17 protein-coding genes, 1 pseudogene and 1 riboswitch are annotated in these 21,752 nt (G+C 62.5%); of the genes and pseudogenes, 8 read left to right on the top strand and 10 right to left on the bottom strand.

The window, feature by feature from the left end; translation table 11 throughout:
• Positions 1-2: 2 nt before the first annotated feature.
• From AC1DWA_RS18775 to AC1DWA_RS18745, 7 genes are all read right to left on the bottom strand, one after another.
• On the bottom strand, positions 3-896 hold the full coding sequence (locus AC1DWA_RS18775; RefSeq protein ID WP_019746740.1) for an SGNH/GDSL hydrolase family protein: 894 nt from the start codon (positions 894-896) through the stop codon (positions 3-5).
• A 158-nt stretch (positions 897-1,054) separates the two neighbouring features.
• Entirely contained in the window at positions 1,055-2,449 is a 1,395-nt protein-coding gene (locus AC1DWA_RS18770) for a TerD family protein (protein ID WP_019746739.1), read from the bottom strand.
• A 27-nt stretch (positions 2,450-2,476) separates the two neighbouring features.
• Complete coding sequence (locus AC1DWA_RS18765) at positions 2,477-3,334, bottom strand: hypothetical protein (RefSeq protein ID WP_019746738.1); 858 nt, start codon at positions 3,332-3,334, stop codon at positions 2,477-2,479.
• Positions 3,331-4,440: a cysteine protease StiP family protein gene (locus tag AC1DWA_RS18760; RefSeq protein ID WP_019746737.1), complete on the bottom strand. Its 1,110-nt coding sequence runs from the start codon at positions 4,438-4,440 to the stop codon at positions 3,331-3,333. The genes AC1DWA_RS18765 and AC1DWA_RS18760 overlap by 4 nt, the downstream gene beginning before the upstream one ends.
• Complete coding sequence (locus AC1DWA_RS18755; RefSeq protein WP_019746736.1) at positions 4,437-5,726, bottom strand: phosphoribosyltransferase family protein; 1,290 nt, start codon at positions 5,724-5,726, stop codon at positions 4,437-4,439. Before AC1DWA_RS18755 ends, AC1DWA_RS18760 begins: the two co-directional genes overlap by 4 nt.
• Entirely contained in the window at positions 5,723-6,880 is a 1,158-nt protein-coding gene (locus tag AC1DWA_RS18750) for an HpcH/HpaI aldolase/citrate lyase family protein (RefSeq protein WP_477847498.1), read from the bottom strand. Before AC1DWA_RS18750 ends, AC1DWA_RS18755 begins: the two co-directional genes overlap by 4 nt.
• Before the next feature lie 92 nt (positions 6,881-6,972).
• Positions 6,973-8,118 carry a hypothetical protein gene (locus tag AC1DWA_RS18745; RefSeq protein ID WP_141487831.1) on the bottom strand — a complete coding sequence of 382 codons (1,146 nt, stop codon included), beginning with the start codon at positions 8,116-8,118 and terminating at the stop codon, positions 6,973-6,975.
• Between the two features lie 243 nt (positions 8,119-8,361).
• Here AC1DWA_RS18745 and AC1DWA_RS18740 point away from each other — a divergent pair, with 243 nt between their 5' ends.
• From AC1DWA_RS18740 to AC1DWA_RS18720, 5 genes are all read left to right on the top strand, one after another.
• Positions 8,362-8,937 carry a TerD family protein gene (locus AC1DWA_RS18740; protein ID WP_020906049.1) on the top strand — a complete coding sequence of 192 codons (576 nt, stop codon included), beginning with the start codon at positions 8,362-8,364 and terminating at the stop codon, positions 8,935-8,937.
• A 137-nt stretch (positions 8,938-9,074) separates the two neighbouring features.
• Entirely contained in the window at positions 9,075-10,196 is a 1,122-nt protein-coding gene (locus AC1DWA_RS18735; protein ID WP_134998468.1) for a DUF475 domain-containing protein, read from the top strand.
• Positions 10,197-10,424: 228 nt separating this feature from the next.
• The gene (locus AC1DWA_RS18730; protein ID WP_477847495.1) at positions 10,425-12,419 is read left to right on the top strand and encodes a TerD family protein; all 1,995 of its coding nucleotides are present in this window, start codon (positions 10,425-10,427) and stop codon (positions 12,417-12,419) included.
• Between the two features lie 2 nt (positions 12,420-12,421).
• Positions 12,422-13,366, top strand: coding sequence for a GNAT family N-acetyltransferase (locus tag AC1DWA_RS18725; RefSeq protein ID WP_477916904.1), 945 nt, complete (start codon positions 12,422-12,424; stop codon positions 13,364-13,366).
• A gap of 64 nt (positions 13,367-13,430) precedes the next feature.
• Entirely contained in the window at positions 13,431-14,792 is a 1,362-nt protein-coding gene (locus tag AC1DWA_RS18720) for a lipase family protein (RefSeq protein WP_041814613.1), read from the top strand.
• An 18-nt stretch (positions 14,793-14,810) separates the two neighbouring features.
• Here the strand turns inward: AC1DWA_RS18720 and AC1DWA_RS18715 are convergent, their stop codons facing one another.
• The 3 genes from AC1DWA_RS18715 to AC1DWA_RS18705 form a co-directional block, all read right to left on the bottom strand.
• Positions 14,811-15,515 (bottom strand): MgtC/SapB family protein, encoded by a 705-nt coding sequence (locus AC1DWA_RS18715; RefSeq protein ID WP_003941187.1) that lies wholly within the window; start codon positions 15,513-15,515, stop codon positions 14,811-14,813.
• A 9-nt stretch (positions 15,516-15,524) separates the two neighbouring features.
• Positions 15,525-18,218: a magnesium-translocating P-type ATPase gene (gene mgtA / locus AC1DWA_RS18710; RefSeq protein ID WP_080908868.1), complete on the bottom strand. Its 2,694-nt coding sequence runs from the start codon at positions 18,216-18,218 to the stop codon at positions 15,525-15,527.
• Between the two features lie 347 nt (positions 18,219-18,565).
• Positions 18,566-18,739: riboswitch (M-box (ykoK) riboswitch) on the bottom strand.
• Between the two features lie 45 nt (positions 18,740-18,784).
• Positions 18,785-19,369 carry a TetR/AcrR family transcriptional regulator gene (locus AC1DWA_RS18705; RefSeq protein WP_029254386.1) on the bottom strand — a complete coding sequence of 195 codons (585 nt, stop codon included), beginning with the start codon at positions 19,367-19,369 and terminating at the stop codon, positions 18,785-18,787.
• 126 nt (positions 19,370-19,495) lie between these two features.
• Here AC1DWA_RS18705 and AC1DWA_RS18700 point away from each other — a divergent pair, with 126 nt between their 5' ends.
• The 3 genes and pseudogenes from AC1DWA_RS18700 to dszD form a co-directional block, all read left to right on the top strand.
• Complete coding sequence (locus AC1DWA_RS18700; RefSeq protein ID WP_003941129.1) at positions 19,496-20,599, top strand: membrane protein; 1,104 nt, start codon at positions 19,496-19,498, stop codon at positions 20,597-20,599.
• A 15-nt stretch (positions 20,600-20,614) separates the two neighbouring features.
• Positions 20,615-21,088 (top strand): YbaK/EbsC family protein, encoded by a 474-nt coding sequence (locus tag AC1DWA_RS18695; RefSeq protein WP_019746727.1) that lies wholly within the window; start codon positions 20,615-20,617, stop codon positions 21,086-21,088.
• A gap of 208 nt (positions 21,089-21,296) precedes the next feature.
• A pseudogene (gene dszD, locus AC1DWA_RS18690) lies at positions 21,297-21,743 on the top strand (NADH:FMN oxidoreductase DszD); the annotation flags it as partial.
• Between the last annotated feature and the right edge of the window lie 9 nt (positions 21,744-21,752).

The following is a 21,752-nucleotide window of genomic DNA, read 5'->3' as shown; positions in this document are numbered from 1 at the left end:
GGTCAGCCTTGCAGGTCCGCCACCACTAGATCGGCCACCGCGGTCATCCCGGCGTCCGTGAAGTGCAAGCGCTGCGCCGTCGACTCCGAGAACAGGCCTTCGAACCAACGCTGATCTGCACTCGCGCACGCATCGTGCCCGCCGGCGATGCTCGCCGCCGCAATGTCGACGGTACGGACACCGTGGGCGTGGGCGACCTCGTCGAACTTCGTGTTGTAGCGAGCGAAGTAGTCCATGAACCAGGATGCGTCGGCGTCTGAGAACGGGATGTTCGGCCAGCATCCGCGAGTGGAGATCATGCCGCCCTCTCCGATCAGGTAGATGCGAGCGTTAGGCGCGCGCTGCGTGACCGCGGTCAGGATGCGATCCAATTCTCCGGCAGCCCGGTCGATTCCGGACTGGGCGACGGAATTCGCGAGCGGGTCGTACCGGCATCCACGATCGGTTCCTGGTCCCGGAGCGACGCACAGGGGGCCGAGGAAGATGCTGTTGGAGTCGTTGCCGCCGATCGAGATGGTAATCAGGTCGGTGTCCGGGTGAACGGCATCGAGCTGGACGGGCCAGTAGTTCGGAATCAACTGTGGGGTGTCGATGATGTTCTCGGCGCGTGCCGCGCTGCAAGAGACATCAGCGAACTCGGCCACGTCGAGCGCCCGCGAGATTTTGCCCGCGAAGTTCTCGTACGAACGCGAGCAGGCGTCGGGGTACATCGGTTCCAGCCTTGGACCGGAGGCGCGGGAGTCACCGAGGGCGACGTACTTGATCCCGGTCTCGGAAAAACCTGCCGGCGGTGCCGACTGGGGTACCGAAGCCTGCGCGATTCCGGTGCTCACGAGCGCCAGCACAACGCCTGCGACGGCCGCCGCCCGACCGAGAAGTTTCCCTCGAGTGATCATCTACTGTGCCAAGTCCTCTCGCGCACGGCCGCTCGACTGACGGCTCGACATGCCGCATGAGGTTAACGCACGGAGGGGACAACGATGTCCGGTTCGGCGGACGGCGATCGAAACCACCTACCGCCGAACCGGATTCATCTCGACTATGCAGTCTCGACTCAAGCAGTGAGGAAACGTCCCAGCTGCGGCGCAGCTTCTCCTGCGTGCTTGGCCTGGATACCTTCACCGATGGCCTGCAGCTTCCATTCGCCGTTCGCGCGGTACACCTTTGCCATCACCATTCCGGTGAAAGCCATGCCGCCCTGGAGCGTGTATCGAGCGAGCTCGGAGTTGGTGGTGCTGTCCACGAGACGGCAGAAAGCGTTGGAGACCTGCTCGAACGTGTGTCCGCGGTACGAGGTCACGGTGAAGATCACGGTGGTCACGTGAGCCGGGACCCGCTGCAGATCGACGAGCATGACCTCGTCGTCGCCGTCTCCGTCGCCGGTGAGGTTGTCACCCATGTGACGGACCGAGCCGTCCTTGGACGTCAGCTGACCGTAGTAGCAGACGTCGACGAGGTTGCCGTCGGCGTACAGGAGTGCCGAAGCGTCGAGGTCGACGTCGGCGGTACGGCTTCCGAACAGACCGCTCTTCTTGATCGGATCCCAACCCAGACCCATCTGGATCATGGTGAGCGCGACGCCGCCCTCCTTGCGGAGCGTGACCTTCTGGCCCTTGGTCAGGCTGACGGGGCGTCCCTTGACCAGGCTCACCTCGGGCTGCTGCGCCGGCGGCTGGTTCTGCACGGGAGGCGCCGGGGGTGCCTGGTTGTACGTCGGCTGCTGGTTGTACGCAGGCTGCTGCGCCGGCGGGTAGGCCGGCGGCGTCGGTCCCTGGTTGTAGGCGGGCGGCTGGTTGTATGCGGGCGGGGCCGGCGGAACCGGCGGCGCGTTGTACGAAGGCTGCTGCTGCGGCGGCTGGTTGTACGCCGGCGGAGTAGGAGCGACGGACGAGGGCGGCGTGATCGGAGCCGGAGCCGCGACCGGAGTGGGCGGCGGCGGCGCGGGTGCATCGTCGACGGACACACCGTGATCGGTGACCAGCGCGGCAAATCCACCCGCGTACCCCTGGCCGACGGCGCGCACCTTCCACGCACCCTGGCGTCGGTACACCTCGAGCGCGATGACGATGGACTCGGTGGTGAGACCGTCGATCACGTACTCGTACAACACGTTCCCGGCCGCGTCGGAGACCCGAGCGGTGGGTGCAGCGCTGCGCCCGAAGTTCGACGAAGCGTCGTCGAGCGTGATCACGGCGCGAACCTGCTCGATATCGGCAGGGACGCCGGCGAGCGAGACTCGGAGTGAGGCAATGCCACCCGGGTTGGGCACCAATTGCACGCCGGGTCCGGTCGGCTGGTTGAAGAAGACGAAGTCGGCGTCGGAACGAACTTTTCCGTTGCTCGTCACGAGGAGCGCAGACAGGTCAGCGGCTGCAGCCAGCTGAACCGACACAACTACATCCGAGACGTCCAGCGGGCCGTTCTGCCCTTTGGCAAGCGATACAGACAACTAAATCCCCTTCATAGAGAGCGTGTATTACCCGAGCGCGGAAGAGAACCACCGCAATATCTCCGCGCTCGCTGCGATACCGGACCTTTCTGTCACAGTAACGGTCGGCCGTTGCCAATTCAGTTCTTCCAGCTCACCGTGCCTCGGCCGGATCGCGAAATCGGAGTATTCGAGCATGTCCGCATCCAATGCGCCGTCACCTGCCGAGATCACGACTGCGGATTGATCCAGATCACCCGACTCGACCAGTCTGCGGCGCACCTCTGCCAGTGCACGTGACTTCGACACGGCGTCGGGCATCGTGTAGATCTTCCGGCCTTGACGCGAAACGTTCCAGCCCCGCGTCACGCACCAGTGATTCCATTCGGTTTCGAATTCACTCGGCATCACGGCCAGATCGACGACCAGGTACGGAAACAGGTCGTCGGCAACACGAATGGAGCTGACCCAGCTCGAGTCGATCCGCGATTCCAGTTCCGCCTGAACCTGCGGCAACTCGGCGCCGGACTTGCTGGTCGAACGGTCGATCTCGTTTCGCCACTCGCGATCGGCTTCGCCGTCCACCAGGATGTTTCCGCCGTTGCTCGTAATGGCGTACTTCCACGGTCCGCCGGGAAGATCGATCCGCTGGAACTGTGCGATGGTCCTGGTGGTTGTCGGAATCACCGGAACCCGCGAGCTCAGCGCGGTCAGCAGTTCGATCGATTCGACGCTCATGTGTGAGAGCGGACCGCCGTTGTAGTACTCGACGCACAACGGGCTCGGCGCCGAATCCAGGTCGGAGCCACTGGGATCGCCGCCGATCGCGGCCTGCGAATAGATCATCGTGCGGTCCAGATCCGTAGCGATCAGGACCTGGGACGCAGCGGTGTCCGCACGGCTCACGTGATGTCCTTGATCAGCCCGACACACGAGTAGGCGAGGTCGGGTACCACCTCGACCGGAACCCCGCGGGCCTGCGCCAACAACCGGATGTGTGCATGCTCCGGGGCGTCGAGTTCACGCACCAGAACCTTCCAGGGGAGCCGTCGCAGCAACACCCTGGTTGTTTCTCCGACACCGGGTTTGACGAAGTTGACCGTCGAGATCCCGTACTCGGCTTGCACCTTCTCCACCGACTCCCAGCCGGCCCAGGTTGGCGTCCGGTCGGAATCAAGCACTGCAGCAAGAGAATCCGCTGCGGCGCCGCGAACCGAATCGAACTCGGCCGAGACCACGTCGAGCAACCTGTTGGAGACGTCGACGTCGGCAAGGTCGGCGTAGAACTTGGCGCCGTGGAAATCGCCGGGCCCGATGAGGGTGTCGTTGAGGACTGTTCGTGAGACCAAGCCGGACACCGTCGAATTGAGGCACGCCGACGCGATCAGGAAGTCGTCGCGGGTTCCGTACGTTCGCACGCAGTGTCCGGGGTCGGCGAGAACAGCCAGATCGGAGTCGAACTTCGCTCCGCCTGCCTCGTGGTACTCCGTCAACGCTGTGTCGAGTTCGCGGGCGATGGCGCCCTTGCCCGTCCAGCCGTCGACGAAGACGACGTTCTCCGAGTCGTGATGGTGCGCAAGATAATCGAGTGCGACGGAATCGATTCCTTTGCCACGGACGATGGACACCGCGTAGTGCGGCAACGTCAACCCGCGGGTCTGCTGGGCCCAGCGCCGCATCAGAATCCCGATCGGTGTTCCGGCCCGGGCGAGTGAGACCAGCGTGATGTCACTCCCCCGCTCGGCCAAGACCAGGTCCATCACGGTCCCGACAGCGCGCGCCAACCGTGGAGCGCTCTCGGCGAGCACCGTCTCGAAAAGATCCCGGTATGCCTGATCGGGTTGGTACTCGATGGGGAGAGACTCGGCATAGTGCGCCTCACCCGACTGAATACGCTTCTCGCGCACGGATACATCCGCTTCGAGATCCACGTGCGAGAGATCCTTGAGCAGCCACTTCACTTCGCCCGGCGCGTACGAACCGAATTCGGGCCCGACCAATGGTTCGTTCATGACGAGCCTCCTGCTCTGGATTCTCGCAGCGCCGACGGATCGGCCCCGCGAACGGTGGCAACCAGGACGTCGGTGCCGGAGTTCCGCAACACCTCGATCACCCCGTCCATCGCCGTCAACCGATCGGTATCGGCGGGCTCGTCCACGACGAGCAAGGCAAGGGCGTCGACCGCCGCGTCAGGCCACTGCGCGTTGTAGACGTATCGGGGTTCGTTCTCGCCCAGTTCCGGTGCCGGAAAGGTGAACCCGCGACGCAGCGGGTATCCCGGCACGTCGACGACGTAGGCGGGTGAACGCGTCGTGGTCTGGTACCGAACCGCTCGCCCAGAGCTTTCCAAGCCCGCGGCGATGCGCAGTGGCAGGTACATCAACTCCTCGTGACCGATCACGATCACAGCACGCGACGCGTCGATCGACGATCCGAGAATGGACACCGCTGCCTCGACGGCTGACTCGAATGCCGCGGTGTCGCCATCGAGAAAACCGTGCCGGCCTCCGTCGGGGACTTGCGCGGGCCACGGCAGATCCATCCGAGACAGCGTGCCGCGGCGATCACCGATCGGGTTGAGATCCGGAGCATCCAGCGCCGTGACGCGCTCGGTCAGGCCGTCGGGCAGGACCGTCGAACCCGAAGCGAGAGAGACGTAGTCGATTCGTACACCCAGTTCCGTGGCCGCGGCTTCGCTGGCGGCTCGGTGTTCCTCGGTTCTCATGTCCACCAGCGAGGCCACGACATAGCGGCTGCGCGGGCATTGCCCGTGCAGTGCCCGGATGGCATCGATCGCGGTGGCGCCGGTGGAGATCTCGTCGTCGACGAGGACCAGTGGCAGGTCGTTCTCGAACAGTTCGGCGGACGTCGGCTGCATCAGATGGCTCGTGGCGTGCGAGTGCCCCTCCTCGAATCCGGCGAGCGTCGCGGCACCTGGTACGTCTCGGCGCGTGGAGTGCAGGTAGCAGTGAGCGTGCAGGCGAGCTGCGACGCAGTGGCCCAAACCTGTTGCGGTTTCGGCAAACCCGAGCACGACGACGTCGACACCCTCACCGAGGGTTGTCCGCACCAGATCGCCGAGGTCGTCGGCAGCGCCGATGACCACGGACGGCTCGGTGGGCACGTGCTTTCCCAGCACGGTGGACACCAGCAGATGAGCGCGACGCGGATTCCGCCGAAGTCCCGGGATCACCAGATCGGGCACCGAATGCCCGAGTGACGAATCACCGTGAACGAGGTCCAAGCCGAATTCTGCTGTAGCCCAGGGAACGTCCCGGGACTGGACAACCTCTGTCATCGATCGACCAACGCCGTCAGCAACTCGACAAACGTGATCCCCTTGTTGGTCACACCGAACACGTGAGCGCGGAGCGCAGTCTGATGGGCCCAATTGCGGTGCGGCTTCATCTCGTTCATCTTGTTCCGGTAGCCGGAGGCCTGCACTCCCCCGGCATCGGCACCGAGAATGTCGAGGGCATCGTGGTACTCCTCGTGCGTGACCGCGGAGAGAGCATTGACCGCCGCGACGTGCGACGGGTGGATGACCGTCTTGCCCTGGATTCCATTGGCTCGGTCCAGCGCGATCTCACGGAGCAGGCCGTCGAGGTCGCGGCTGACGAGATGCTGACGGAACCGGACGGCGTCATGTTCCTCGAACGGGGTGGCGCGCAGCATCGGCCGGAACATGCGTTCGTGATCGGCGAAGTACTCCCACACCGGCCCGGTGATGACAAAACCCGAACCGTCGGCACGCCCGAGGTAGTTGACGATGTCGGCGATGACGTCGACCACCACGCGCACGTCGTAGATGGTCAGATCGCGGTCGCGGCGGATACCGAAGGTGCTGCACATGTCGGTGGCGCCGATGCGGACGGCAAGGATGCGCTCGCGGTGTTGCGCGAGAATCCCACTGATGGTGCGCAATTCGAGATCACGTGTATCGCGGTGAACCAGCGCGGGTGATTCGAGTACCGGCATCGCGTAGAGATGCTTACCCAGCAACTCGGATGCGTCCGCGACGGCGTCGAGAAACACGGGGCCGGACTCGCTGCCGAACTTCGGGATGACGAACCCGGTGAGCGCGGCGCGCCCCTCGGTCAACGACGCGGCGACCTTGTGGATGTCCGCGACTTCACGAACCCGCACGAACAGCAGCATGCCGACGGCGTCGGTGGACGCGATCTTGTCGAGAGCGTCAACCGCGTTCGCTCGCGCCGATTCGACCTCGTGATCAGCGACGGCGTCCTCGAGATCGAGCACCATCGAGCTGACGCCCTCGGACGCACGCTTGACCACGATGTCGGCCAACCCGGCTCGAGTGGCAGGAACGTAGAGAGTTGCACCCAGAGCAATCGCGAGCAGATCCCTCTCGTCGGAATCCGCGAACGACCGAGGCGCATGCAGGAACAGTTGCTCCCGCACGTCATCCTCGAGATGTTGAAAGTGCCGCATTTCTCTTCTCTCTGTAACCGCAATCAAGTCCATGAAACGACCCCCTGTGACAACGCGTCGAGCAACTCCGATCCCCCGATCGGCCCGACCATTCAGTTTTTGCCGGCTCGCGCCCGCATCTTCTCGACAACTTCGGTGATGAACGTCGATACCGAGTCCAGCTGTAATACATACGACCAGTAGTCCGGATGAGTTCCCGACAGTGACGCACTCGCTCGCTCGATCCTTGCTAGTTGAGCATCGAGTACGGAGCCCCACTCCGCCACCAACCCTTGGTTAACAGCGAACATCTGGGCGTCTTTCAGCCGGAAACGAACCTCACGTTCCTTTTGGCTCGGATCTGCCCGAACTGCACGCAGAGTAGCGAGACGGTCCGTCACGGCATCGGCGCACGCTTCGGCGTCGGCGAGGTGAACACGTGCTTCGGCCATCAAAGCCAGTGCATGTTCGGGGTTTCCCGCAGCCAGCGACTGCTTCGCTTCCTTGAGATCGATGTCGGCCTGATCGATATGCGCTCGACTGCGACTGCTGTTGTCGACGAGGTCAGCGGAACTCGCGGCGTTGAACTCGCGCAGCAGTGCGGAGTACGCCGGGTCAAGGCGGTCCACTCGAGTGCGCACTGCCGACAACCTGGTCGAGACCGAGGAGATCGTCATCTCGGCACGGTGCTGGGTCGACGGGGCTTCTGCCAATGCTTCCTCGAGCGCCGATACCGCTTCGCGGACACTCTCGGACCGCGTGCGGACTGCGTCGGCGCGACCGGATGAGCGCGCATTGTCGAGCGCTGCAACCGCGTCGTCGAGGTGTTCGGAGGCCGTCACCACCGACGGGTACTCGCGATAGCGCTGATCAGTGGCAGCAAGTTTTTCCCGGACGGCGTTTGCCAGGGTTCGGGCCTGTTGGCCGAGGACGGGAATGGCGGACATCGTGACCGTCGCCTGCTCGAGGTGCGCACGATGCCCGTTGTAGAAGGCGTCGACGCCCTTCGCCGCCTCGACGAGTTCGGCTACCGACTTTTCGAACGCCGCCCGAGCACCGTTCGGGTTCTGGTGGAGTACCTGATCGTTGCCATAGCGCTCGGAGGTGTCGAGGTAGTCCGACGCAGCCTGGAAGCACCGATCCCGAACGGGTTCCCACGCAGCGCGCAACCCTCGCTCGGGATACAGCTCGGCGGAAGCGTCGACTGCTGCCGACGCGATGGTCTGCCGCTTGTCCATGTCGAGGAACGCCGAAACCATGGCCGTCTGCGCCTCCCGCGCACGACTGACCGACTCCCCCACTCTTGCCCCCCGATTGAAGCGCTCCGACCATCTTCCCACCACGATTGAATCCTACGGGTCCAGCACTTCGCTTCTCGGTTCGTAATTCTGCTGTTACGGCGAACACACCGGAACTGCGGTTAGGGTGGTGGAGGTAAACACACTCCCAAGACGACTTCGCGTCGTAGTGGGCCTTGTCTCTCCTCTTGAAAGGACCCCTGAATGGGCGTCAGCTTGACCAAAGGCGGCAATGTCTCTCTCACGAAGGAGGCCCCGAACCTGACTGCAGTGGTCGTCGGCCTGGGCTGGGACGCGCGTTCCACCACCGGCGCTGCTTTCGACCTCGACGCCAGCGCAATCGGCGCAGGCTCGAACAAGAAGGTCCTCTCCGACCAGCACTTCATCTTCTTCAACAACCTCCGCTCGCCCGACGGCTCGATCGAGCACAAGGGTGACAACACGGACGGCGAAGGCGAAGGCGACGACGAGCAGATCGACGTGAACCTCGCTGCGGTTCCCGCCGAGATCGAAAGCGTTGTCTTCCCCGTCTCGATCTACGACGCAGAGGCTCGCTCGCAGTCCTTCGGTCAGGTCCGCAACGCGTACATCCGCGTCGTCGACAAGGCCAACGGCAACGAGCTCGCTCGCTACGACCTCTCCGAGGACGCTTCCACCGAAACCGCCATGGTCTTCGGTGAGCTGTACCGCAACGGTGCAGAGTGGAAGTTCCGCGCAATCGGCCAGGGTTACGCATCCGGCCTGTCCGGCATCGCGCGCGATTACGGCGTCAACGTCTGATCTTCGCTCTCGACGAGCTGACTCGGGGAAGGTTCCGCAGTAGTCTGTGGAACCCTCCCCGTTTTCACGTTCGGATGCGGTGAGAGACCGCTTGCAGTAACCACTCTGCATTGACCAACTAGAAAGGGCCACGCTCCGTGGTACTGCGAATATTCGGTTTATCCATCGCAATTTCGATCCTCGCGATGATCGTTGCGTTCATCTACGGCGGACCCGAGGCACTGTTCCTCGTCATCATCCTGTCGATTCTGGAAATCTCGCTTTCCTTCGACAACGCCGTCATCAACGCCACTGTTCTGCAAAGAATGAGTGAATTCTGGCAGAAGATCTTCCTCACCATCGGCGTCATCATCGCCGTCTTCGGTATGCGTCTGGTGTTCCCACTCGTGATCGTCTGGGCTGCATCCGGTCTCGGACCCGTTGCTGCACTCGATCTGGCATTGAACCCGCCTGCGGACGACGCCGCGTACTTCGCCAACGGCGAGCCGAGCTACGAAACCATCCTCACCGACGCTCACCCGCAGATCGCTGCCTTCGGCGGCATGTTCCTGCTGATGCTCTTCCTCGGTTTCATCTTCGAAGAGCGTGAGATCACCTGGCTGTCCTGGCTGGAGAAGCCCCTCGCTCGCATCGGCAAGCTCGATCAGCTCTCCGTCGTCGTAGCCGGCATCGTCCTGGTTCTCAGTGGTTCTTTCCTCGCTGCTGACGACAAGGTCTCCACCGTCATGATCTCGGGCGTTCTGGGCATGATCACCTACATCGCGGTCAACGGATTGGGTGAACTGTTCAACTTGCCGGAAGAAGGCGAAGAAGAGGAGACCACCAAGTCCGGTGGTCCCACCGAATTCGCGAAGGCAACCGGCAAGGCCGGCTTCTTCCTGTTCCTCTACCTCGAGGTCCTCGACGCGTCCTTCTCCTTCGACGGCGTCATCGGCGCATTCGCCATCACTGCAGACCCGATCATCATCGCCCTCGGCCTCGGCTTCGTCGGCGCGATGTTCGTCCGTTCCATCACGGTCTTCCTGGTCCGCAAGGGCACGCTCTCCGATTACGTCTACCTCGAACACGGTGCGCACTGGGCCATCGGCGCTCTGGCCGTCATCTTGATGGTGTCCATCGGCGTTCACATCAACGAGATCATCACCGGCCTGGTCGGTGTCTTCTTGATCGGCGCTGCTTTCATCAGCAGCCTCATTCGCAACAAGCGAATCGCGAACGCAGATCCGAAGTTAGACGAGAACACTCCGGCAACTGTCTGACGTTCTTTCTCGAAACGCCCGCGACCAATTGGTTGCGGGCGTTTTGTTTGTTATGCCTGAATTGAAACGCTCTGCATTCACAGCCGCGCGGCAATTGTTCAGCCGCGCGCCAAATTCAGCCTGCGGGTGAACAATTGCCCTGCGGGTGCGAAACCGCACAAATCTCGACCCACCCCGGCACAATCAAGAGGCGAAATCCGATTGTGCACAGTGATGAGGGGGAAAGTCGTGGAAGACCAGTTTCTGTCCAAAGGCCAGAACATCGAGCTCCCCGACGAACTCGATCAGATCGACATCGTGATCACCTGGGACAATACGGAATTCGGTGTCGATGCCTCGGCATTGCTTCTGGGTGCTGACGGAAAAGTCAGGTCCGACGCGGACTTCGTCTTCTACAACCAACAGGAATCTGCTGACGGCTCGGTTCGCTATCTCGGCCGCCGCGAAGCCGAATCCGGCCCGCACGAGCGCCTCCTCGTCCACCTCGCTGCTGTACCCGAACAGGTCGATGCGATCGCGTTGGTAGGCAGCGTCGACTCCGGCTCTTTCGGAGACCTCGGCAAACTTGCGCTCCAACTGGTCGATTCCGGCGGCTCTCCTATCGCCGAATACGTCACCGCGGACGCATCCACCGAAACCGCCTTCGTCTTCGGTCAGGTCTATCGGCGCAACGGGAAGTGGAAACTTCGCGCCATCGGCCAAGGTTGGGCTTCAGGACTCGCCGGGCTCGCCGAAGACTTCGGAGTCGACGTGAGCGAGGATGCCCCCGTCGAGGAGCCGTCGTCACCTGAGCTGGAGACACCCCAACCGATATCGGAATCCGATCCACCAGTCACCGAACCCACGACGCCACCAAAGCCCGCACGGCAGCGCGGGGTTCGTACAGCGAAGCCCGTGCCCAAGAAGGCTCCACTACCCGAATTCAAGCACGCCGAGTCCGAGACCTGGCAACCTGCACGACTCTTCTCGGTGATCGGCGTCGGAACCGGCGAGGAACAAGAACGACGCACGACGTCGGCATTGGTTTCCACGATGCAAGCGGTTCCATTGTTTGCGCGGGCGGTTTCGTCCCGCGTGGGCGCACCGGCCGGCTCGTTCGAGGGCTATGTCGAAGTTCCCTACGTCAAAGGTGAATCTCGGGTGATCCCGGATGCGGTGTGGCGCATCGCCCGCGGAAGCCGGCTCTGGACCGGCGTGCTCGAAGCAAAGACTGGAGCAGGCACCCATACCCGAGAGCAGCTCGAAAACTATCTCGACGTCGCCAAGAAGAACAAGTACGACGTCGTGATCAGCCTGTCCAACGACTTGCCTGCCGGCGCCGGCGAATTACCCGTCGAGGTAGACAAGCGCAAGCTCACCAAAGTTGCGCTGCGGCATCTGTCTTGGGCAGAAGTCATCCACGAGGCCCGGATGGTGCTCTCGCACGGCGGAATCGACAATCCTCTGCAAGGTTGGATTCTCAGCGAATTTCTCCGGTACATCGAACATCCCAAGTCAGGGGCCGAGGAGTTCGTCGACATGGGTCGTCACTGGGTATCGATACGCGATTCCGTCAGCGCCGGGACTCTACGTCCTGGAGATCCGAAGGCAGCGGCCGTCGCTCAGTCGTGGATCGCGCTCGCACGAAATCTTGCGCTGCGGTTCACAGCTGATCTCGGTGTCGTCGTCAAACATGTGTTGCCCCGCCGGGTAGTCAACGACGCGGAAGCGCGTACCGCGCTGACGGTCAACGAATTGGCGAACGACGGCACCTTCAGCGCCACCCTCCGGATCCCCGACGCAGCCGGAGAGTTACGGGTTACCGCTGATTTGAGAACCAACAAAGTGAGCTGCAGTACAACGGTTTCCGCTCCTGACGAAGGTACCGCAGGAAAACGGGTTACTTGGGCTTTGCGTCAATTGAAAAATGCACCCGAGGACTTGTTGGTCGAAGCGTTGTTCACCGGTCCTGCCGCGTCGACATGCGAGATTCTTACATCGGCCCGAGCAACACCGCGTCTACTGACGGACGGGCAAGGCGGTCAACTCACTTCATTCGTGCTGACACAGTCCTTCCCCCTCGGCAGCAAGCGTGCGGGCACTGCTGCAAGTTTCATCAGCAGCGTCACAAGTTCAGCCGAGGTGTTCTATTCCGAAGTCGTTCAACCACTCCGGGAATGGGTCCCCGCCGCACCTAAAGCGTCCGATCTCCCTCGTGAAGAACAAGTCGACAACGAAGACTGAAATTGAACGAGATAGTCATAGAGCGCGCAGCGGACGAGGACGCCGCGGAAATCCTTGTTCTACAACGCTGTTGCTGGGTCTCGGAAGCAATCTCGAACAACAGCATGGACATACCCCCGCTCCACGAGGACCTACCCACGGTCCGAGCCTGGGTTCAGGAGTCGACTGTCTGGACCGCACGACGCGGCGGACGGCTCGTCGGGGCCGTCCGCGGCACAGCCGACGGAACCGCATGGCAGATAGGGCGCCTCATGGTGGCACCGGACTTGGCGGGCAACGGCCTCGGCCGACGCCTCTTGCAGCACGTGGAACAGAACGCTCCGGAGCACACCACAAGTTTCGAGCTGTTCACCGGAAGCAAGAGCGTGCGGAACATTCGCCTGTACACCCGAGCGGGCTACTCCCAATTGCCGCCGGACCCCAGCCACATCCCCGGAGTCGTCTACCTGTCCAAGCCGAACGCCATCAACTCCGACCGAACGGCGATACTGACTTCTGTGGTGAACATTCGCGTCGCAGCGCAGACAGACTTGCCGTTCTTACGTGAGCACGACTCACACATCTCAGCCGAGGAACTCGCGTCAGTGGTCCAACGCGGCCGGATACTCGTCGCCGAGGACAGCGGGAAACCAATCGGATGGCTCCGCTGGGGCTTGTTCTGGGACGAGATTCCGTTCATGAACATGCTGACCGTCCTGTCTTCGAACCGCGGCCAAGGCATCGGGCGCGCTTTGGTCACAGATTGGGAAAAACGCATGAGCCGCGCGGGACACTCGCAGGTCCTCACCTCCACACTCGCCGACGAATCAGCCCAGAACTTCTATCGCGCAATGGGATACACCGACGCGGGAGTTCTGTTACTCCCAGGCGAGCCCTCCGAAATCTTCCTACGCCGAGACCTCGAGCCTGCGCCCGATCTGACCGATCCCCACATTACCCGCGAGTAATATATGGTGGTCGTCACACCGCGATCTCAGGGTGGGGCGTGGCACACCAATGTGGAGGACGAGTATGTCGTCAAGGGTCTTATCTCGCACAGTTGTCGGAGTACTCGCGGTTGCACTGACAGGCGTCGGTGCACCGGCAGCACTCGCGCAGCCGGCTCTTGCCCAGTCCCCTGATGACAGTTTCTACAGCTACGAGGGCGCGGCGCCTCTCTCGTCGTACGCTCCAGGCGCGGTCCTCGAGACTCGCACCGTGCCGTACACCATTCTCAACATCCCGACCCCGATACAGGCAGTGCAGGTTCTCTACCGATCAACCGACGCCCTCGGTCAGCCGTCGGCCAACGTCACCTCGATCCTGCGCCCGGCCAACGCTCAACCGGACAAAGTTGTTTCGTACCAATCCTTTTACGATTCACTGAACCCCGACGACAGTCCGTCGCGGGCTATCGCGGGTAACACCCCGATCGGAGATTGGACGCCGAGTGGGCGCAATTTCAACGTCGGCGGAACCTTCACGTCCATCGAGGCAGCCTTGTTCGGGCCGCTCTTCGCCCTCGGCTACACGATCGTCGTCCCGGACACCGAAGGCCCGGATGCAAACTTCGCTGCCGGACCCGAATACGGGATGATGACGCTCGACGCTCTGCGTGCGGCCAAAGATGTCCCGGAAACCGGAATCACCGACGACGCAGAGATCGCGCTGATGGGGTACTCCGGCGGAGCGATCGCCACCAACTGGGCTTCGATCCTCGCTCCCGCGTACGCACCGGAGATCAACGACAACTTGATCGGTGCCGCGCAGGGCGGCGTGCTGGTCAATCCGGCTAACAACCTTCGCTACGCGAGCGGAAGCATCGGGTGGGGCGGCGTCGTCGGCATGGCAATCGTCGGCGTTGCGCGTTCGTACGACATCGATTTCGGAAAGTATCTCAGTGACCGTGGACGCGACGTCATGGCTCGACTCGAAGACGCGTCCATCGGCAACGTGCTGGCACAGTACCCCGGTCTGACCTGGCAGGAACTGGTCAAGCCCGAGTACGCCGATCCCAATACGGTTCCCGAGTACGTCGATGTCGTGAACAAGATCAACATGGGCACCGCAGCCACACCGACGATTCCGATGTTCATCGCCCAGGCAGCCAACGGCACCATCGAGGGCACCCAACCCGGTGGCCCCGGCGTCGGAGCGGGCGACGGCGTCATGATCACGGGCGACGTCCGTACCCTCGCACGCAAGTATTGCGACGCCGGCCTGCCGATTCAGTACGACCAGTACGACACCATCAGCCACTTCCTCGGCGCCATGCTCTGGCTCCCCGGTGCGCTCACCTGGATCGACGACCGATTCACCGGCAAGCCTGCTCCGTCGAACTGCGCGAATATCGCACCGGGGAACTCTCTTGCGCCGCAGGAACATGCACGCTAGCTGACCGAGACCTCGAATCTACTTCGACGGCTCCACCTCCCAGCGAACGTGAGTCACCAACGGTTCCAGGCTAAGCCGGCTGACGGCGGATTCCAGGAGTCCGTCGTCACGCTCTGCTGCGGCCAATTCCGCGACCACTCGTACGCGGTCGCTGTCCGGGATGTCGAAGGACTGCACTGACCGGAGCTGGAACTCCGGCCTCGAAATGGACTGCACGGTAAGCCCTCTGATGTGAGCTTCGGCGTCACCGTGGCAGGTCACCTCGAAGGTGTAGTCAGCCGGCGGTTCCTCGCGTCCGGTGCGGGCAGGCTGGTGATCCATCATCCGGCCCAACGGCCTCAACAACGTATTCGCCAACATGATCGCACCGGCACCGAACACCGCCACCCAGTACATTCCGCCGCCCGCCAGCGCGCCGACGGCGGCCGTGGCCCACAAGGTTGCGGCGGTGTTCAGGCCGGTGACGGAGGCTCCCTGCTTCATGATCACCCCGGCACCGAGGAAGCCGATCCCCGAGACGATCTGCGCTGCGACGCGCGTCGGATCAGCGTCCGGCCCCTGAAACCCGTACGCGCCCATGATGACGAAGAGCGTCGCACCCAAGCTCACCAACGCGTTGGTTCGCAAACCCGCCATCCTTGCGCGCCATTGCCTTTCGATCCCGACGGCAGCGCCGAGGACGAGTCCGAGCGCTATCCGCACAAGGATGACGTGGATTTCCACGGTGAACTCCTAGAGCCAGGTCGCGAATCGACGGATGAACATTCCCTTGGCCACCTGCGTGACGACGCAGTAAGCCGCGAGAGTGAGGACCAACCACGGGAAGTAGTTCCACGGCAGTGAAACCAACCCGAGGGAATGGCCCCAGGACGTGAACGGGAACACCAGCGCGAAGACGCAGGCGGCGCCCGTGCTGAGCAGTACCGGAAGCGAAGCACGCGACTGGATGAACGGGATCTTGCGGGTGCGGATCATGTGAACGATCAGCGTCTGCGAGATCAACGACTCGATGAACCAACCCGATTGGAACAGCGCTGCATGCTCGGGAGAGTTGGCAGCGAACACGAACCACATCAGCGCGAAGGTCGAGATGTCGAAGATCGAACTGATCGGGCCGATGAACACCATGAACCGGCGAAGGCTCTTGGTCTCCCACTTGCGGGGCTTCGCGAGGAAGTCGTCGTCGACACGGTCCCACGGGATCGTGAGCATCGAGAGATCGTAGATCAGGTTCTGCAACAACAGAACTACGGGAATCATGGGGATGAACGGCAGCAAGGCGCTGGCGACGAGCACGGAGAAGACGTTCCCGAAGTTCGACGACGCAGTCATCTTGATGTACTTCTGGATGTTTCCGAAGGTACGACGCCCTTCGATGACTCCTTGTTCGAGTACGCCGAGGTCCTTCTCCAGCAAGATGATGTCCGCGGATTCGCGGGCGATGTCCGCCGCTGTGTCGACGGAGATGCCGACGTCCGCCGCCCGAAGTGCGGGTGCGTCGTTGACACCGTCACCAAGGAAACCAACCGTGTGGCCGACCCGGCGCAGCGATTCGACAATGCGTGCCTTCTGCATCGGATCCGTCTTCGCGAAGACGGTTGTCCGCTGCACCAACTCGTCGAGGGCGTCGTCGTTCAACGCTTCGATCTCGGCGCCGGAGACCACGGTCCCGACATCGATACCGACTTTGCCGCAGACGGTTTCGGCGACCAGTTCGTTGTCACCCGTCACTACCTTGACCGCGACTCCGTGGCTCGCGAGGGCTTCGATCGCCCCGGCCGCAGATTCCTTCGGCGGGTCGAGGAAGGCCAGCAGTCCGACCAGGGTCATGCCCTCTTCGTCGGCCGTCGAGTACTCGCGGCGCTGCTCTTCGACGACTGTCTTGGTTGCCACCGCAAGCACTCGCTTGCCCTGACCGTTCAGTTCCGCGACCAGACGGTCGACTCGGGCCAGCCATCCCGGCGTCAATTGGTGGGTCACCCCGTCCAGTTCCACCGATTCACAGACCGAAAGGAGCTCTTCCACTGCACCTTTGGTGACGATCAGATCGGCGTCGCCGTGGTCGACCACCACGGAGAGTCGACGGCGCTTGAAGTCGAAGGGAATCTCGTCCACCAACCCGTGCCGACGCGAGATCTCCTCGACCACTTCGGGACCGGCGGCCTCGATCACCGCGTCGTCGAGAAGACTGCGCAATCCGGTCTGATTCACGGAATTGACTGCCGCGAGACGCAATACGTCCTCGGACTTACGTCCGGCAGTATCGAGATGCTCACCGAGAACGATGCGGTCCTCGGTGAGAGTTCCGGTCTTGTCCGTGCACAGAACGTCCATGGCACCGAAGTTCTGAATCGCGTTGATCTGCTTGACGATCACCTTCTTGCGCGACATGTGGAGCGCACCCTTGGCCAGGTTCGCAGTCACGATGAGCGGCAACATTTCGGGGGTCAACCCCACCGCGGTGGCGACGCCGAAGAGTAGTGCTTGGCTCCAGTCCTTGGTCAGTCCGTTGATGATGAACACCGCGGGAACCATGATCAGCATGAACTTGATCAGCAGGTAGCTGACACTGCGCACCCCGACGTCGAAGCTGGTTTCGGGTCGCTTGGACGCCAATTGTGCTGTCATGGCGCCGAAGTAAGTCCGCTTGCCGGTGTGCACCGCGACGGCGGTGCCGCTGCCCGACACGACGGAAGTACCCATGAATCCGATGTTCTCGGCCTCGAGCAGCCGATCGACGTCGATCCCCGTCGACGGTTCCGCCGACTTCTCGGCCGGCATCGACTCACCGCTGAGCATTGACTGATTGACCTGTAGATCTTTGGCCCGGATGATGCGGACATCGGCCGGGATCATGTCGCCTGCGGCAAGCTGGACTACATCACCTGGCAGTAGCTGCTCGATCGGAATCTCAGCCGTGACCACGGTGTTGTTGATCTTGCGAGTGGCCGCGACAGTTGTCGTGACCATGGCCTTGAGTGCCTCGGCAGCCCGAGTCGAACGGTATTCCTGCCAGAACCTCAGGGACACACTGACAAAGATCATCAGCCCGAGGGTGATGATGCCCTCGTAGGAGGGACCGTCTTCCGGGTCTGCCCACACCACGTCGGTCCCGACCATGATCAGGGCGAGGAACACCAGAATCAAGATGAACGGATTCTTGAAAGCTTGCGCGAACTGCACGATCGCCGGTGCCGGGCGGTCGTGGCGGACATCGTTGCGCCCGTATCGCCGACGAAGATCGTCGATCTGATCGTCACGAAGGCCGTTGGCCGTCGTGGTCAGATCTGCGAGAACGGTGCGCGTGTCCGAGGCCGAGTAGTCGACCAATTCCTGTGCGCTTTCTTTTGCCAGGACCGTTGAAGGTGTTTGTTGTGCACTGTTTCTCGTGGGCCGTGGCCGCAATGCGAGAACGGAAAATGACATGACGAATCTCCTCGACTGCCAGCGTGCACGGGACAGTGCCAGTGCATGAGGGCAGCAGAATGCGCTGAACGACAACGGAAGTCGTCAGCGGACGCGACAAAGCCGCGCAGATGAAACCGAGGGTGCGAAGGTCAGAGACTGACGAGCAAAATGCCGGGGTGAGCACCGTCGGTAAGAACAGAAGGATGGGTCGAATATCGACTCGGCGGGTCGTCCACGATGGCCACCTCCTGAAAGTTCGGGGCGTCCGTTGACGCCACACAAAGTACATGCGCACAGCACACGCCAGGAGAACCGAATATCGACGTACTCTCGCCTTCGCCGGAAGAAACCGGCATCAAGCTGCGAAAACACCTCCACGTCCGAGTTTTGGCACTGCACGACGTGTCCCGATCAAGACCGGGAAGCCACTTTGGATCACCCCTTAAGCCGGGGAGATCTGTCCTAACCTTGGGCGTCTCTCGACGTCGTGAGATCAGTGGCCTGTGTTCGTGCAGAAGCCTCACCTAACGAGGTACTGCACCCAGAGGGTAGTTCTCAAATCTGTTGCCTGTCAACCGAGCAACTCAGACGGCGGGCAATCCTGCCCGTGCGACGGCGCCGGCGAAGAGTGCCGTCACGGCGGCACCCATCACGCTCTGATCAACTTCTTCCGGATCCACCGAGTGCTCGAGAACGAGCCCGGATATCAAGGCCATCAACGAGATTGCAGTGGTCCGCACATCGAAGGAATCGTCCACTCCCCATTCGCGGGCACGTTCACCGATCAACTCCACGAGTTGACTGCGCAAGTGGCGACGCTCACGTAAGTACGCCTGAGCGATCTGCGGATCACGTCCGGCGAGCACTCCGAATTCGAGGACGAGCAGTGACCACCCCGGGTCGTCGACCATCCACGTTGCAATGGCCTCGCCACCTTTGCCCGCCGCGTCGGCCGGGTTCATCCCGGCGATCTCGGCAAGCACACGGCCGGCCAGTTCGAGAGACCGTTGCGCGAACAGTTCGGCGAACAGATCCTGTTTCGACTCGAAGTTGGAGTAGACAGCCCCCTTGGTGAAGCCCGCTCGGCGAGCAACTTCAGTGAGACGTGCAGCACTGAATCCGCGCTCCGCAAACTCTTCCGCCGCAGCGTCGAGCAGTCTTTGCCGCACCACGTCACGTCCGGGGCGGGTTACCGGCGTCCAGTCCGGTTGACGAGATTCAGTCACGATACCTAGAGTATTCAATACCTCGGGTATTGACAAGCTCTTTACTTTCGACAAGATCAGGACTCTTTCGTGACCACTACGCATCCGGCACACGCCGCACCAGACAACAGCTCCACCCACGACGAACACCACCACGACAATCTGCTGGTGAAATACGGCGCGCCCAAGGTGATGGCCGCGCTGTTCGTCGGCGTGCTCCTGCTGCAGATGGGCTTCATCCTCAGCTACGTCGCCGCCTTCCATCAGCCGACTCCGCGAGACATCGAAATCGCGGTCATCGCCGATCAGGGCACACCGGACGGCATGGATCAGCAGATCGCCGACAAACTCAACGCCATCGACGGCAGCCCGCTCGACGCTCAGGTGGTCGACAGCACGGCGACCGCTCGCCGCATGATCAACGACCGCGAGATCCAGGGCGCGTTTGTCATCAACCCGGCCGGACCGGACACCCTGATCACCGCGAGCGCGGGAGGCAGCTCCATCGCGACATCACTCGAAGCGGTGTTCACGAAGGTCGAGGCGACGCAGGACCGACAGTTCGTCGTCCGCGACGAGATCCCCGTCGGAGCACACGACAACCGCGGACTCTCCGGCTTCTACCTCTCGGTCGGCTGGGTCGTCGGCGGCTATCTCCTTGCGGCAGCCATCGGACTGTTCATCGGTGCGCCGAAGACCCTCCGCCAGGCAAGCGCACACACGGGCGTGATCGCGATCTACTCGATCATCTCGGGAGCCCTCGGCGCACTCATCACCTCACACGTGCTCGGAACTTTCGCGGGCCACTGGTTCCCACTCTGGATCCTGGGAACAGCCGTGGTGTTCGGCACCGCCATGTTCACACTCGGATTGCGCGCTGCCATCGGCGTTCTGGCAGTCCCGTTGGCTATCGCCGTCTTCGTGATTCTCGGCAATCCCAGTGCGGGAGGCGCATTCGGCTCCAACGTGATTCCCTCGTTCTATGCCGCCATCGGCCGATGGATCACACCCGGCGCCGGCACCGAAGGCGTGCGGAGCATCGTCTACTTCAACAACGTCGGCGTCGGCCAGCCTGCTCTGACGCTTTTCCTGTACGCACTGATCGGTGCGGTCATGCTGTTCGGCTTCACGATCCGTCGCAACCGAAAGTCCACCGACACGACGCCGACTCCAGCTGTGGCGAACGCCGACTAGTCCTAGTCTGAACTCATGACGAGCCTCCTCCACCCCAACGCCTCGCACGTCGCCGAAACACTGATCTCACGGGGTCACCACGGCGTCATCGTCACACAGCCCGAAGCCACGCACACCGCGGCCGAGGCAGCGGCGGCCGTCGGGGTGGAGGTAGGCGCGATCACCAAGTCGCTCGTGTTCCTTCTCGACGACGACCCGGTCCTACTGCTGGTCTCCGGCGCACATCAGGTCAATCTGAAAGCCACCGGCGAACGCCTCGAAGGCAAGCTCACGCGGGCGCCGCTGGAAATGGCGAAGTCGGCAACGGGCCAGCCGATCGGTGGGGTCGCTCCGCTCGGGCATCCCACCAACCTGCCCACCTACATCGATACTGCCCTCGAGCAGTACCCCGAATTGTGGGCTGCTGCCGGGCACCCGAACACGGTCTTTCGCACGACGTACTCCGAACTCCTTCGAATCACGGCCGGCCTCGCCGTCGACATGGACTGACGCACTTCAGCCAACCCGGTCCGAACCCACTCAGACGTGCGTCCACCTATAGTTGGACGCACCATGTGCACTGCAACCAGGACCCCGGCCGGTAACCACTGGCGTCGACGACACGTAGATCTGTGCCGCACCGACGCATGTCTGTGTATGCCGAGCGCAGTCACCTCGACCACACCGCACACCTCGAGTTCCAGCCGGAGAGTTCCCGTTGTCTGACAAGCCGAATGCCGTTTCCAGCCACACCACCCCCGACGTCCCCGAAGTAGCAGCGACGCCCGAGTTGTCCACCGGCATCTGCGCCGGTGACTACCGTGCAGCGCTTCGCCGCCACCCCGCAGGTGTCACCGTCGTGACCCTCGATTCGGGTACCGGCCCGGTGGGTTTCACCGCCACCTCGTTCTCGTCCGTCTCCCTCGAGCCGCCGCTCGTCTCGTTCAACATCGCGGAGACGTCGTCGAGCATCAATGCGCTCAAGGCAGCCGAGTCCTTGGTGATCCACCTTCTCGGCGAACATCAGCAACATCTGGCCCAGCGCTTTGCGCGTAGCGCCGATCAGCGTTTTGCAGACGAGTCACTGTGGGCAGTGCTCGACACCGGGGAGCCGGTTCTGCACGGCACCCCCAGCTGGATGCGCGTCAAGGTCGACCCTTTATTAACCGCCCGC

This window comes from Rhodococcus sp. P4_F3_2 (assembly GCF_056401335.1).
This window is presented reverse-complemented; position numbering and strand designations above follow the sequence as displayed.

Bases quoted from the DNA above. Each gene is read 5' to 3' on its own strand.
- mgtA (WP_080908868.1), bottom strand. From the start codon at position 18,218: ATGTCATTTTCCGTTCTCGCATTGCGGCCACGGCCCACGAGAAACAGT.
- AC1DWA_RS18750 (WP_477847498.1), bottom strand. From the start codon at position 6,880: ATGCGGCACTTTCAACATCTCGAGGATGACGTGCGGGAGCAACTGTTC.
- AC1DWA_RS18695 (WP_019746727.1), top strand. From the start codon at position 20,615: ATGACGAGCCTCCTCCACCCCAACGCCTCGCACGTCGCCGAAACACTG.
- AC1DWA_RS18745 (WP_141487831.1), bottom strand. From the start codon at position 8,118: ATGGTTTCGGCGTTCCTCGACATGGACAAGCGGCAGACCATCGCGTCG.
- AC1DWA_RS18740 (WP_020906049.1), top strand. From the start codon at position 8,362: ATGGGCGTCAGCTTGACCAAAGGCGGCAATGTCTCTCTCACGAAGGAG.
- AC1DWA_RS18755 (WP_019746736.1), bottom strand. From the start codon at position 5,726: ATGACAGAGGTTGTCCAGTCCCGGGACGTTCCCTGGGCTACAGCAGAA.
- AC1DWA_RS18720 (WP_041814613.1), top strand. From the start codon at position 13,431: ATGTCGTCAAGGGTCTTATCTCGCACAGTTGTCGGAGTACTCGCGGTT.
- AC1DWA_RS18775 (WP_019746740.1), bottom strand. From the start codon at position 896: ATGATCACTCGAGGGAAACTTCTCGGTCGGGCGGCGGCCGTCGCAGGC.
- AC1DWA_RS18760 (WP_019746737.1), bottom strand. From the start codon at position 4,440: ATGAACGAACCATTGGTCGGGCCCGAATTCGGTTCGTACGCGCCGGGC.